Annotated in this window: 12 protein-coding genes; 8 read left to right on the plus strand and 4 right to left on the minus strand. The window is 60.3% G+C overall.

Annotation, left to right across the window (positions count from 1 at the left end; all coding sequences use genetic code 11):
- Positions 1–40 precede the first annotated feature (40 nt).
- The 3 genes from amn to ACIOU6_RS06900 form a co-directional block, all read right to left on the minus strand.
- Positions 41–1504, minus strand: a complete 1464-nt coding sequence (amn, locus tag ACIOU6_RS06890) for an AMP nucleosidase (protein WP_221730169.1) — start codon at positions 1502–1504, stop codon at positions 41–43.
- A 129-nt stretch (positions 1505–1633) separates the two neighbouring features.
- Complete coding sequence (locus ACIOU6_RS06895) at positions 1634–3283, minus strand: acyl-CoA dehydrogenase family protein (protein WP_401134915.1); 1650 nt, start codon at positions 3281–3283, stop codon at positions 1634–1636.
- A gap of 98 nt (positions 3284–3381) precedes the next feature.
- Entirely contained in the window at positions 3382–5736 is a 2355-nt protein-coding gene (locus ACIOU6_RS06900) for a 7TM diverse intracellular signaling domain-containing protein (protein ID WP_401134918.1), read from the minus strand.
- A 305-nt stretch (positions 5737–6041) separates the two neighbouring features.
- Here ACIOU6_RS06900 and ACIOU6_RS06905 point away from each other — a divergent pair, with 305 nt between their 5' ends.
- From ACIOU6_RS06905 to ACIOU6_RS06920, 4 genes are all read left to right on the plus strand, one after another.
- Positions 6042–6839, plus strand: coding sequence for a hydroxymethylpyrimidine/phosphomethylpyrimidine kinase (locus tag ACIOU6_RS06905; RefSeq protein WP_221730172.1), 798 nt, complete (start codon positions 6042–6044; stop codon positions 6837–6839).
- 18 nt (positions 6840–6857) lie between these two features.
- Positions 6858–7481 carry a thiamine phosphate synthase gene (gene thiE, locus ACIOU6_RS06910; RefSeq protein ID WP_221730173.1) on the plus strand — a complete coding sequence of 208 codons (624 nt, stop codon included), beginning with the start codon at positions 6858–6860 and terminating at the stop codon, positions 7479–7481.
- 17 nt (positions 7482–7498) lie between these two features.
- Positions 7499–8782: a glutamate-1-semialdehyde 2,1-aminomutase gene (hemL, locus tag ACIOU6_RS06915; RefSeq protein WP_221730174.1), complete on the plus strand. Its 1284-nt coding sequence runs from the start codon at positions 7499–7501 to the stop codon at positions 8780–8782.
- A 224-nt stretch (positions 8783–9006) separates the two neighbouring features.
- Positions 9007–9561 (plus strand): tetratricopeptide repeat protein, encoded by a 555-nt coding sequence (locus tag ACIOU6_RS06920; protein ID WP_042561233.1) that lies wholly within the window; start codon positions 9007–9009, stop codon positions 9559–9561.
- A 138-nt stretch (positions 9562–9699) separates the two neighbouring features.
- On the opposite strand, the gene ACIOU6_RS06925 is transcribed toward ACIOU6_RS06920, so the two are convergent.
- Positions 9700–10029, minus strand: coding sequence for a DUF1820 family protein (locus ACIOU6_RS06925; protein WP_003185742.1), 330 nt, complete (start codon positions 10027–10029; stop codon positions 9700–9702).
- 133 nt (positions 10030–10162) lie between these two features.
- On the opposite strand from ACIOU6_RS06925, the gene miaB reads away from it, so the two are divergent.
- From miaB to ACIOU6_RS06945, 4 genes are all read left to right on the plus strand, one after another.
- Entirely contained in the window at positions 10163–11491 is a 1329-nt protein-coding gene (gene miaB, locus ACIOU6_RS06930) for a tRNA (N6-isopentenyl adenosine(37)-C2)-methylthiotransferase MiaB (RefSeq protein WP_201236685.1), read from the plus strand.
- A 217-nt stretch (positions 11492–11708) separates the two neighbouring features.
- A complete protein-coding gene (locus tag ACIOU6_RS06935) occupies positions 11709–12707 on the plus strand; it encodes a PhoH family protein (RefSeq protein WP_221730176.1) in 999 nt (332 codons plus the stop codon).
- The gene (gene ybeY / locus ACIOU6_RS06940; protein WP_122599797.1) at positions 12700–13194 is read left to right on the plus strand and encodes an rRNA maturation RNase YbeY; all 495 of its coding nucleotides are present in this window, start codon (positions 12700–12702) and stop codon (positions 13192–13194) included. Before ACIOU6_RS06935 ends, ybeY begins: the two co-directional genes overlap by 8 nt.
- A 5-nt stretch (positions 13195–13199) precedes the next feature.
- Positions 13200–13267 (plus strand): hypothetical protein (locus ACIOU6_RS06945; protein ID WP_401135031.1); only part of this gene is annotated, 68 nt, incomplete at its 3' end.

The raw sequence follows: 13267 nt of genomic DNA on the forward strand, positions 1-13267 counted from the left end.
AATGCTAGTGCCCTGACCGCCAAATGACCACGACAAACCGTTAACGGAACGGCGGTTCGTCGAAGCTGCGCAGTTTGCGCGAGTGCAGCGAGTTGAGTTCGGTGCGCAGCAGGTCCACCGCTTCGATGCCGATCTTCAAGTGCTGGCTGACCGCACGTTCGTAGAACGCGTTGGCCGAGCCCGGCAGTTTGATCTCGCTGTGCAGCGGTTTGTCCGACACGCACAACAACGTGCCGTACGGCACCCGCAGGCGATAACCCTGCGCTGCGATGGTGCCGCTTTCCATGTCCACCGCCACGGCGCGGGACAGGTTGATCAGCGGACGCTCCTGCGCCCAGCGCAACTCCCAGTTACGGTCGTCGTAAGTCAGCACGGTGCCGGTGCGCAGGCGCTTTTTCAGCTCTTCACCTTTCTCACCGGTGATATTGGCTGCCGCCTGCTGAAGCGCGAGCTGTACTTCGGCCAGCGCCGGGATCGGAATGTTCGGCGGCACCACCCGGTCGAGAATCCCGTCGCGACGCATGTAAGCGTGAGCCAGCACGTAGTCGCCAATGGTTTGCGACTGACGCAGGCCGCCGCAGTGACCGATCATCAGCCAGCAATGCGGACGCAACACGGCCAAGTGGTCAGTGATGTTCTTGGCATTGGACGGACCGACGCCGATATTCACCAGCGTCACACCATGACCATCACTGGCGATCAGGTGATAGGCCGGCATCTGATAACGGTGCCAGACCACACCCGCGGCAATCGCCGACGCTTCGCCGTGATCCATGCTCTTCTCGATGATCACGTTGCCCGGCAGCACCATGCGCACGAAACGCGGATCGCTGCGCAACTGCTCCAGACCATGGACGATGAACTGGTCGACGTAGCGATGATAGTTGGTCAGCAGAATCCACGGCTGCACATGGCGCCAGTCGCTGCCGGTGTAGTGCACCAAACGACGCAGCGAAAAGTCGACGCGTGCCGCATCGAACAATGCCAGTGGCAGGGGGTCGGTGTTTTCCCAATCGTAGAGACCGTCGGCGATGCCATCGGTGGCGGCCGACAGGTCGGTACTGGGGAACACCCGCGCCAGCACTGCCGCCGTCACGCCGGAACCGGCGAGTTCATCGCCCTGCTCGACCACGTATGGATACGGAATATTTTGCTGACTGGCGCCGACTTCCACGGTCACGGTGAAATCGTGCATCAACGGCGTCAGTTGTTCGAGCAGGTATTTGCGAAACGCCGCCGGGTGGGTGACGGTCACGCTGTAGGTGCCCGGCAGCTGTACTTTGGCGTAAGCGCGGGTGGTCTGCGGGACTTCGCCATGGCAGTGGTAGGTCAGACGCAGTTCGGGATAACGAAAAAGAGCACGCTGCTCGGCGTCGGGCTCGACGCGATCCTTGAGGTAACGCTTGAGCGCCGAATTCAGCGCAGTAGTGGCCCGCTCATGCAGCTCGGCCAGACGATCCACGGCTTGTTCAGCGGTTTGAACAACAATAAACGCTTCGGTCACGATCAGCTTCCTGTGTTCTGACTTGCAGAGCTTTATCTTGCCTGCATCGTGGCGTGACGGGAACAGTGGCGTTGTAGCTGTACCTCAATCTTTCAAACAAAGAAGATCCCCTGTGGGATTTGTAGTGTTTCAGAAACCTTGTGGGGTCGAGCGGGCGACGATGGCCTCGACATCGAGGCCGCGCGGTAGCGCGCCGTAGACCCTGCCATTGCCACCCAACCGACTGGCAATAAACGCATCGCTCACCGCCGCATTCCCCGCCTCCAGCAACAGCTTGGCCTGAAGCCCCAGCGCAATGTCCTCGGTCAACTGCCGCGCCCGGTACTGAATATCCCCGGTGTCCTTGAACTGCGCCTGCAACTGCTGAATATGCGCGGCCAGGCGTTTGTCGCCGTGGCCGTCACCCAATTCATGGAACAACACATCCAGCACGCCCGGCTCTTTCGACAAGGCGCGCAGCACGTCGAGGCACTGCACGTTGCCCGAGCCTTCCCACGTCGAGTTGACCGGTGCCTCGCGGTACAGGCGCGGCAGGATGCTGTCTTCGACATACCCCGCGCCGCCCATGCATTCAGCCGCCTCGTTGATCATTGCCGGGGCGCGTTTGCAGATCCAGTATTTGCCCACCGCCGTCACCAGCCGGGCGAATTGCGCTTCGTGACGATCGTCCAGATGATCCAACGCCTGGCCCATGCGCAGGCTCAAGGCCAGTGCGGCTTCACTTTCAAGGGCCAGATCGGCCAGCACGTTCAGCATCAACGGTTGCTCGCTGAGCAGCTTGCCGCCGACCTTACGGTGCGCGCAGTGATGGCTGGCTTGGGTCAGGGCCTGACGCATCAAGGCGCTGGAGCCGACCATGCAATCAAAGCGCGTCATCGCCACCATTTCGATGATGGTCGGCACACCACGCCCTTCTTCGCCGACCATCCACGCCAACGCGCCGCGAAATTCCACTTCGCTGGAGGCATTGGACTGATTGCCGAGTTTGTTTTTCAGGCGCTGGATATAGAACTGATTGCGCGTGTCGTCCGGGCGATGGCGCGGCAGCAGGAAACAGCTCAAGCCCTTGTCGGTCTGCGCCAGCGTGAGAAACGCATCGCACATCGGTGCCGAGCAGAACCACTTGTGCCCGACCAGTTCATACGCCTGCCCCGGGCCACTGGCGCCGACCGGATAGGCCTTGGTGGTGTTGGCCCGCACATCGGTGCCGCCCTGTTTTTCGGTCATGGCCATGCCGATGGTGACACCGGCCTTGTGCGCCATGCCGACATTGCGCGGATCGTATTCGGTGGCGAGGATTTTCGGCAGCCATTGCTCGGCCAGATCGGGCTGCAAGCGCAGGGCCGGCACACTGGCGAAGGTCATGGTCAACGGGCAACCACTGCCGGCCTCGGCCTGGCTGTGCAGATAACTCATCGAGGCGCGGGCGACATGGGCGCCGTCCTGTGGATGAGTCCACGGCGACGAAGTCAGACCCTGTTCGATCGCGGTACGCATCAGTTCGTGATAGGCGGGATGGAATTCCACCAGATCGATGCGATGACCGTAGCGGTCATGGCTGGCGAACACCGGTTTGTTCTGATTGGCGAGGAACCCGGCTTCCATCAACGGGCCGCCGGCCAGTTCACCGTAGGCATCGATCCGCGACTCGGCCCAACCAGCACCGAACCGCCGCGACCACTCCTGCAATGGCAGGTCGATGCGGTAGAGGTTGGTGCCGTCCAGCGACGGTGGCTGATTGGTGACTTCGTGGGTTTCGGCGAACTGATGCAGGTTCATGACGGGGCTCCTTGGGGTCAGCCAGAGAAACCAGTTAAGCACCGGCCCATCATCGAACAAAGTGTCATAGCCGCCGAATTGGCGGCGCTTTTACCCTGTCAACAGCACAATACCCGTCGCTCCAGCGCCGACTGCAGATCTTCGAATTTCACCGGTTTATTGAGGTAATCGATCGGCGCGTCCGTGGCACAAAGCTCTCGATCAGCGCTCAACGCCAGCATGAATACCGGCAGATGAGCGCAGCCCGGCAAGGCGTGAATCTGGCAACACAGCGACGCCCCTTCGTGGGTGGGCAGTTGGCAATCGATCAGCACCGCCTCGAAGGTTTCACGCTGCAAGCAGTCCAGCGCCACCGCAGCGTTGTCGGCCGCACGCACGCGAAAGCCGAGCTTGAGCAACATGCCGCGCATCACCAGTTGATTGACGCTGTTGTCATCCACCAACAACACCGTGCAGTCCTGGGGTGCGCGGATGCAATCGCGCAAAGGCGTGGGGGCAAGGGCAGGCTCGACCACCGGCAACTCGAACTCGACATCCAACTGGAAGCGACTGCCACTTCCGAGTTCAGAACGGTGGGTGAGCTTGCCGCCGAGCAACTCGACCAATTGCCGACAGATCGCCAGACCTACGCCCAGTCCGCCATATTCGCGTGTCATCGAGCCGTCGAGCTGGAAAAAGCGCTGATACAGGGTCGCCTCGCCCAGATCGGTGAAGCCAATGCCGGTGTCGATCACCGCAAACGATAGCGACAGACGATTGTCCTTCAACGGTTTGCCGGTCACGCGCAGCGCCAGCCCGCCAACGCGGGTGAACTTGATGGCGTTGTCCAGCAGGCACTCCAGGCACTGCGCGAGCTTCGCGCTGTCACCGTGCAGGCGGTCCGGCAGGGTTGGCAGAACGTCGACCTTGAAGTCCAGCGACTTGCTCGCCGCATTACCGTCGAACTGCGCGCGCAGCGCTTCAACCACACCGCGCAGGCTGAAACTGCCAGGGGTAGCCTTGAGCTTGCCGGCCTGCAATTCGGTGAGGGTAAGGATGCCGTTGACCATGCGCATCATGTCCCGGGCAGAACCGGCGGCGGTCTGCTGGTATTGCTCAAGTTCCGGGTCAAGGTCGACGGTCTGCATCAGTTCCAGCGAGCCGATCACACCGTTCATCGGCGTGCGCAGTTCATGGGTCAGGGTCGCGAGGAATTCATCCTTGAGCTTGTTGCTGTGGGCCAGTTGCTGGTTCAGCACTTCGAGTTTCTGGCCGGCGTCGTACAGCGTTTGCGCCTGCTGCTCGCGCATGGCGTTGATACGATCCGCCAGTGCCAGTGACAACAGCGCCACTTCGATGGCCGAGCCGATCTGGCTGGCGTACATGGTCAGGAAGACGTTCGGCAGCAGGCCCAGCACCATCAGCGTATTGATGACGCCGCCCAGCAGGAACGCCGACCAGGCAATGATGAAGTACCGCGCCACGCGCAAGCCGCGCCACCAGGCGAGAATCCCCGCCGCGAAAATCACCACGGTAAAGGTCAACGCCAGGGTCGTCGCCAGCCGCAGGGCCAGGGCGTAACTGGTCATCAGCGACAACCCGACCACCAATGCACCGAACGCGATCAGGGCGATCAGCAGGCGATCAAGCCAACGACTGTGGTTTTTGGTCTGCAAGAAGCTGCGGGCGAACTGGCTGCCGAACAGGCCAGCGCAACCGATAAAGAAGGGGGTGGAAGCGTTGGCCCACCACGGATTGTTCGGCCAGAAATACTCGACTGCGGCGCCGTTCACCGACAGTTGATAAAGACCGAACGAGGCAATGTAGAAGATGTAATAGAGGTAACTGGTGTCGCGCACGCTGAGGTAGATGAACAGGTTGTAGACCAGCATCCCCAGCAACACACCATAAATGACGCCCAGCACATACAGGCGCACAGGCTGGTCTTCAAGGTACGCCGTGCTCGACCACAATGTCACGGGCGCCTGGATCGAGCCTTCACTGGCCAAGCGCAGGAACACGGTTTGTTGCTGGCCGGGTTTGAAGGCAAGGTCGAACAGATAATTGTTCTGACGAATCTCGCGGCTGGCAAACGGCAGCGCATCGCCGGTCTGACGCATCAGGCGGTAGTCGCCATTGGCATCGGGCAGATACAGGTCGAGATGGTCGAGTGGCGGATAAGCCAGTTCCAGCAACCAGGTGCGTTGTGCGGTCGGATTATTCGGACGGTAATGCAGGTCGATTTTCAGCCAGAACGCCGAACGCGAGTACCCGGCATTGAGCGTGGCTTTGTCGTTAGGTTTGAAATGGCCGGCAGCAGCCTGCGCGCGGACATCGGCAATGCTCGCCTGACCGCCCGGATCTTCGAACACTTGCAGTGACCGGCCCAGAGGGAGGCTCTGGGTAAACTCGTCGAATTCGACGGCGCTCGCCATGAGGGGCAAGCAGAACAGCAACATCAGCAAATAGCGCATTGAAGCCCCAGCGTGGCTCGTCCGGTTGTGTCAGGAAGCCCCCCCATTCCCTTTGAGTAGACGTAAAACCGGTATTACCTGTTATTGGTTTGGATCCAGCCTAGCATAGCCGTTGATGGCCATTGAGCACCATCGAAATTTTTCCTACAAAGGCTCTAGAACGGGCGTTTCAGAGCAAAGCAGCGCGCTAGAGCTGTTGAGCCGGTCAAGTTGTGACAATACAGTCGGGGTTCTATGCCCGAGCTATCGACAGGACACAACGGCACTGAACCGGAAAATCAGGTTTGGTGGTAAGCTCGCGCACCATGAATATCTACAGCTCACGCCCCGTTGTCCTCTGTCTCTCCGGCCACGACCCCAGTGGTGGCGCCGGCTTGCAGGCAGATATCGAAGCCCTGCTCGCGCAGGGTTGCCATGCGGCTCCGGCCGTCACCGCCCTGACCGTGCAAGACACCGTCAATGTCACTGACTTCCGCGTCCTCGACCGCGAGTGGGTGTTGGCCCAGGCCAATGCCGTGCTCAACGACTCCGACGTCGCTGCGGTCAAACTGGGCATGCTCGGTTCGCTGGATATGGTCGACACCGTTGTCGAACTGCTTTCAGCGCATCCGCACTTGCCTGTGGTCTGCGACCCGGTGCTGCGCGCCGGCGGCGGCGGACGTCTGGGCAAGGATGAGGTCGGCTATGCGATGCGCGAGCGTTTGCTGCCGCTGTCGATCATTGCGACCCCCAACCTTCCCGAAGCCCGAATCCTCGCTGAACTGCCCGAAGGCACTGCCGACGAGTGCGCTGAAAAACTCTTGCCGTTCGTCAAAAACCTGCTGATCACCGGCGGCCACGGCGACGAAACTGAAATCCACAATCGCCTGTACAGCCGCGACGGCCTGCGTGAAACCTTTTATTGCCAGCGTCTGCCGGGCAGCTATCACGGCTCCGGTTGCACCCTCGCCAGCGCTCTGGCCGGTCGCCTGGCTCAGGGCGAAAACCTCGCCAGCGCTGTGCGCAGTGCACTGGATTACACCTGGCGCACCCTGCGCGACGCCGAACAACTGGGCAAAGGCCAGTTCGTCCCGCGTCGCCTGCCGCTGGATTTCTGCTCGTAACGTCGTGAGGTCTGCCTGATGAAACTACGTGGCCTGTATGCCATTACCGACAGCCAATTGCTGGCCGGGAAGTTTCTGTCCTACGTGGAGGCGGCGCTCGAAGGCGGCGTCACCCTGCTGCAATACCGCGACAAAAGCAGCGACGAGGCCCGCCGTCTGCGCGAAGCCGAAGCGCTGCGCGATCTGTGTGAGCGCTACAAAACGCAGTTGATCATCAACGATGACGCCGAACTGGCTGCGCGCCTCAACGTTGGCGTGCACCTGGGCCAGACCGACGGCCCGCTGTCGCCGACCCGCGCCCTGCTCGGTTCGAAAGCAATCATCGGTTCGACCTGCCACGCGCAGATCGAACTGGCCGAACAAGCCGCCAAGGAAGGTGCGAGCTACGTCGCCTTCGGCCGCTTCTTCAACTCCAACACCAAACCCGGCGCACCGACTTGCAGCCTCGATCTGCTCGATGAGGCTCGCCGCAAACTGCATTTGCCGATCTGCGCGATCGGCGGCATCACCCTCGACAACGCCGCGCCTCTGGTGGCCCATGGTGTCGACCTGCTGGCCGTCGTCCACGGCCTGTTCGGCGCTGAAAGCACCGCCGAAGTGACCCGCCGCGCCCGCGCGTTCAATGAATTGTTCAAATCCTGAAGATTGAGAGCCCGATCATGTCTCGTTCCGAAACCCTGTTTGCCAACGCCCAGAAACACATTCCCGGTGGAGTGAACTCGCCAGTTCGTGCGTTCAAGAGCGTTGGCGGCACACCGTTGTTCTTCAAGCACGCCGAAGGGGCCTACGTTACCGACGAAGACGACAAGCGCTATGTCGATTACGTCGGTTCGTGGGGCCCGATGATCCTTGGCCACAGCCATCCGGATGTGCTGGACGCCGTGCGCAATCAACTGCAACACGGCCTGTCCTACGGTGCGCCAACCGCGATGGAAACCGAGATGGCCGACCTGGTCTGCTCGCTGGTGCCGTCGATGGACATGGTGCGCATGGTCAGTTCCGGCACCGAAGCAACCATGAGCGCCATCCGTCTGGCCCGTGGTTACACTGGCCGTGACAGCATCATCAAGTTCGAAGGCTGCTACCACGGCCATTCCGACAGCCTACTGGTCAAGGCCGGTTCCGGTGCACTGACCCAAGGCGTGCCGAGCTCGGCCGGTGTACCGGCGGCGTTCGCCAAACACACCTTGACCCTGCCCTTCAACGACATCGACGCCGTTGAAAAGATGCTCGCTGAAGTCGGCCAGGAAGTGGCCTGCATCATCGTCGAGCCCGTGGCCGGCAACATGAACTGCGTGCCGCCAGCACCGGGGTTCCTCGAAGGCCTGCGCTCGCTGTGCGACAAACATGGCGTGGTGCTGATTTTCGACGAAGTGATGACCGGTTTCCGCGTCGCCCTCGGCGGTGCTCAGGCGTACTACGGCGTCAATCCCGACCTGACCACGTTCGGCAAGATCATTGGCGGCGGCATGCCGGTCGGCTGCTTCGGTGGCAAACGTGAAATCATGGAGCGCATCGCGCCACTGGGCCCGGTGTATCAGGCCGGTACGCTGTCGGGTAACCCGCTGGCGATGGCGGCCGGTTTGACCACGCTGCGCCTGATCAGCCGTCCGGGTTTCCACGCCGAGTTGACCGACTACACCACACGCCTGCTCGATGGCCTGCAACAACGCGCCGATGCCGCTGGCATTCCATTCGTGACCACCCAGGCGGGAGGCATGTTCGGCCTGTACTTCAGCGGCGCCGACGCCATCGTGACGTTTGAGGACGTAATGGCCAGCGATGCCGCGTTGTTCGGTCGCTTCTTCCACCTGATGCTGGAAGGCGGGGTGTATCTGGCGCCGAGCGCATTCGAAGCCGGCTTCACGTCGATCGCCCATGGCGAAGCCGAGTTGAAACTGACGCTGGACGCTGCCGAACGCGCCTTCGCTGCGTTGAAGTAATTGCCACACTGCTGACGTTGGCCATTGCCAGCGTCAGCTTTCACCTACATCCCCACGCTTTTTCCGCGCCTGTGCCAAAAATCTTCCTGAAAGTGGGCGATATATTCCCCGCGCAGCAGAAAAACGAGTAAAGACTTTGTAAGGTTGGCCCTGCTTATTTCATAATGCGCGCTTATTGGATCCCTCGATGGGTCCGCGTGCCCTTCAGAGGTAAGTCGATTCCCATGAACCGCACCGGCCGCACCCTTGCCTTGGGCTGCCTGTTGCTCCTTCAGCCCCTGCTCGCGCATGCACAAGCAGGCGGCAACTCGTTGTTGATCCCGGCGATGGGTCGTTGCACCCTCAATACTCAGCCGCAAGACGTCACGCAGGCATTGGCTGCCTGCCAGAAAGCGGCGGATGAAGGGGATGCGCAAGCGCAATACGAGTTGGGTGAGTTCTACTACGACGGCAAGAATGCGCCGCGCGACCTCAACCAAGCCCTGAGCTATTTCGAAAAGGCCTCGTTGCAAGGCCACGCTCAGGCGCAGTTCAAGCTCGGCACGATGTTCTTCCACGGTGAAGGCGTGCAGGCCAACAACATTCAGGCGTACATCGTGCTGAAGATGGCCGCGGTCAACGGCGCCGAAGAGGCGCTCGACACAGCCGACGAAGTCTCCGAAAAAATGTCCCGCGAAGATCTCGAAACCGCCACTCAGGTGCTCGGGCAAATTTTCCGTAAATACCTGATGGAACTGCAAAGCGCCGATGGGCGTACGCCTTTTTCGCCCCTTCCCTGAATTCTGTACGGATTTTTCTGGCCTCTTCGCGAGCAAACCCGCTCCCACATGGGATCTTCTGAACACTGAAGATCAATTGTGGGAGCGACGGTGCGACGATTCGACTTGCTCGCGAATGAGGCGACTCGGTCTTGAGCCTTACTTCTCAGGCATCGGCATCGGAAACGGCATCACATTGCCGACCGCGCCGCGGGCTTCGCTGATTTTCGGGGTGCCGAGGCGTTCCACTTCGTCGATGCGCACGATCGAATGCATCGGCACAAAACTGCGCACAACGCCTTCAAACTGCGCCTTGAGCTTTTCTTCGCTCGGGTCGACGACCACTTGCGTGCGCTCGCCAAAGACGAACTCTTCCACTTCCAGGAAACCCCACAGATCACTTTGATAGATCTGCTTGGCGTACATTTCGAACACCTGGCCCTGGTTGAGGAAAATCACCTTGTAGATTGGAGCTTCGCGTTTGGTCATGGCGGGCGGATAACATCGGGGATAAAAATGAGGGCGCGAACTATAGCATAGCCACCGGACGCACAGCGGTAGGAACCTGAGGGCTTGTTCCCTATAATGCGCGGTTCTTTGAATCACGTGACGACCAAAATCCATGGCCAAGAAGCTTTACATCGAAACCCACGGTTGCCAGATGAACGAGTACGACAGCTCGCGCATGGTCGATCTGCTGGGTGAACATCAGGCCCTGGAAGTCACCGCTCGCGCGGAAGACGCCGACGTGATTCTGCTCAACACCTGCTCGATCCGCGAGCGCGCCCAGGATCGTGTGTACTCGCAACTCGGTCGCTGGCGCGAATTGAAACTGGCCAACCCGGACATGGTGATTGCCGTCGGCGGTTGCGTGGCCAGCCAGGAAGGCGCGGCGATCCGTGATCGCGCACCCTACGTTGACGTGGTGTTCGGCCCGCAGACCCTGCACCGCTTGCCGGAAATGATCGACGCGGCGCGCAGCACCAAGCTGCCGCAAGTCGACGTCTCATTCCCGGAAATCGAAAAATTCGACCACTTGCCCGAGCCGCGCATCGATGGCCCGAGCGCTTATGTGTCGGTGATGGAAGGCTGCAGCAAGTACTGCACGTTCTGCGTGGTGCCTTATACCCGCGGCGAAGAAGTCAGCCGGCCGTTCGATGACGTGATCGCCGAGATCATCCACCTGGCCGAAAATGGCGTGCGCGAGGTGACCCTGCTGGGGCAGAACGTCAACGGCTATCGCGGTACCACCCACGACGGGCGCCTGGCCGATCTCGCCGAACTGATCCGCGTAGTCGCGGCCGTCGACGGCATTGACCGCATTCGCTACACCACCTCGCACCCGCTGGAGTTTTCCGACAGCCTGATCCAGGCCCACGCCGATGTGCCGGAACTGGTGAAGCACCTGCACTTGCCCGTGCAGTCGGGTTCGGACCGTATTCTGGCCGCGATGAAGCGCAACCACACGGCGCTGGAGTACAAATCGAAGCTGCGCAAACTGCGCGCGGCGGTGCCGGGGATCTGCATCAGCTCGGACTTCATCGTTGGCTTCCCCGGCGAGACCGAGAAAGACTTCGAACAGACCATGAAGCTGATTGCCGACGTTGGTTTCGACTTTTCCTACTCGTTCGTTTACAGCCAGCGCCCGGGCACCCCGGCTGCCGATCTGGCGGATGACACCCCGGAAGAGTTGAAAAAGGAACGCCTGAACGCGCTGCAACACCGCTTGAATCAGCAAGGTTTCGAAATCAGCCGACAAATGGTCGGTTCGATTCAGCGCATTCTGGTCACCGATTACTCGAAAAAAGACCCAGGCGAGCTGCAAGGGCGCACCGAGAATAATCGTATCGTCAACTTCCGCTGCGACAATCCAACGTTGATCGGTCAGTTCGCCGACGTGCACATCGACGCGGCACAACCGCACTCGCTGCGCGGCTCGCTGATCCAGTAACAGATACCAGCAGCACAGAAGAACCTGTGGGAGCTGGCTTGCCAGCGATAGCGGCGTAACTGGCGACATCTTCGCTGGACGTGATGACCTCATCGCTGGCAAGCCAGCTCCCACAGGGATGGTGATTGAAGCTGAGATATTTAAGAGCTTTCGCACCCACGCCACTGGCGTTATCCTTGATTTCATCTTAATTGCCCCAGGGCGGCTAAATACGACCTTGAACGCACCCATAGAACCACATCGTTTTATCCTCGAGCCCTTTGAGGCTCGCCGCTTCGCCAATCTGTGCGGGCAATTCGACGAGCATCTGCGCTTGATCGAACAGCGCCTGACCATCGAGATCCGCAACCGCGGAAACCAGTTCGAGCTGATCGGCGATCCCAAGCACACCACTTCTGCGGAAAACCTGCTGCGCCGCCTGTACCGGGAAACCAAAGGTACCGAGTTGTCGCCAGACATGGTGCACCTGTTCCTCCAGGAATCGGCCGTTGTAGAGCTGGACAACCACGCCCCCGCCGAAGCCTCCGTCGCCCTGCGCACCAAAAAAGGCATGATTCGCCCACGCGGCTTGAATCAACTGCGCTATGTGAAGGAAATCCTCGGCAACGACATCAACTTCGGCATCGGCCCGGCCGGTACCGGCAAGACCTATCTGGCCGTGGCCTGCGCTGTCGATGCTCTGGAACGCGAGCAGATCCGTCGCATCCTGCTGGTGCGTCCAGCGGTCGAAGCGGGTGAAAAACTCGGTTTCCTGCCCGGCGACCTGTCGCAGAAAATCGACCCGTACCTGCGCCCGCTCTACGACGCACTCTACGAGATGCTCGGTTTCGAATACGTGGCCAAGCTGATCGAACGTCAAGTGATCGAAGTTGCGCCGCTGGCCTACATGCGCGGTCGGACGCTGAACAACAGCTTCATCATCCTCGACGAAAGTCAGAACACCACCGTCGAACAGATGAAGATGTTCCTGACCCGTATCGGCTTCGGCTCAACCGCAGTCATTACCGGTGACATCACTCAGGTCGACTTGCCGAAAGGCACCAAGTCCGGTCTGCATCACGTGATCGAGGTGTTGAAAGACGTGCCGGGCATCAGTTTCACGCACTTCCAGCCCAAGGACGTCGTGCGCCACCCGTTGGTGCAGCGGATCGTCGAAGCCTACGAGCGCTTCGAAAACCGTGACGAAGCACCCAAGGAAACCTCGCGAAATGCTTGAGCTAGACCTGCAAATCGCGACTGAAGCGAGCGCGCCGAGTGAGGCCGATTTCCGCCTGTGGTGCGAATTGGCCCTGCGCCAGCGCACTGCCGACTCGGAAATGACCATTCGTCTGGTCGACGAGGAAGAAGGCCGCGAGCTCAATCACACCTGGCGCCACAAGGACTACGCGACCAACGTCCTGTCGTTCCCCGCCGAAGTGCCCGACGAGTTTCTCGATATCCCGCTGCTGGGCGATCTGGTGATCTGCGTGGCGGTGGTCGAGCGCGAAGCTGCCGAACAAGGCAAGGAACTAAAGGCCCACTGGGCACATCTGGTCATTCACGGCTGCTTGCATCTGCTCGGTTACGACCATATAGATGACGAGGAAGCCGAAGAAATGGAAGCACTGGAACGCGAGTTGCTTGCTGAACTGGGCTACCCCGATCCGTACGCGGACGACGAAACCGAAACATCCCCTATCGTTACAACAAAGGATTCAGAGTAATCGCTATGAGCGAAGATCGATCGAGCAACGGGCAGAAGTCATGGCTGGGTAAACTGACCCAGGCTATTGCCCA

It is taken from the genome of Pseudomonas sp. NPDC087615 (genome assembly GCF_044743445.1).
Lineage (GTDB): Bacteria > Pseudomonadota > Gammaproteobacteria > Pseudomonadales > Pseudomonadaceae > Aquipseudomonas > Aquipseudomonas baetica_A.

What these genes read in the sequence shown, in the direction of transcription:
- ACIOU6_RS06895 (WP_401134915.1), bottom strand. Translation starts at nt 3,283, where the DNA reads ATGAACCTGCATCAGTTCGCCGAAACCCACGAAGTCACCAATCAGCCA.
- ACIOU6_RS06900 (WP_401134918.1), bottom strand. Translation starts at nt 5,736, where the DNA reads ATGCGCTATTTGCTGATGTTGCTGTTCTGCTTGCCCCTCATGGCGAGC.
- ACIOU6_RS06905 (WP_221730172.1), top strand. Translation starts at nt 6,042, where the DNA reads ATGAATATCTACAGCTCACGCCCCGTTGTCCTCTGTCTCTCCGGCCAC.
- thiE (WP_221730173.1), top strand. Translation starts at nt 6,858, where the DNA reads ATGAAACTACGTGGCCTGTATGCCATTACCGACAGCCAATTGCTGGCC.
- hemL (WP_221730174.1), top strand. Translation starts at nt 7,499, where the DNA reads ATGTCTCGTTCCGAAACCCTGTTTGCCAACGCCCAGAAACACATTCCC.
- ACIOU6_RS06920 (WP_042561233.1), top strand. Translation starts at nt 9,007, where the DNA reads ATGAACCGCACCGGCCGCACCCTTGCCTTGGGCTGCCTGTTGCTCCTT.
- ACIOU6_RS06925 (WP_003185742.1), bottom strand. Translation starts at nt 10,029, where the DNA reads ATGACCAAACGCGAAGCTCCAATCTACAAGGTGATTTTCCTCAACCAG.
- miaB (WP_201236685.1), top strand. Translation starts at nt 10,163, where the DNA reads ATGGCCAAGAAGCTTTACATCGAAACCCACGGTTGCCAGATGAACGAG.
- ybeY (WP_122599797.1), top strand. Translation starts at nt 12,700, where the DNA reads ATGCTTGAGCTAGACCTGCAAATCGCGACTGAAGCGAGCGCGCCGAGT.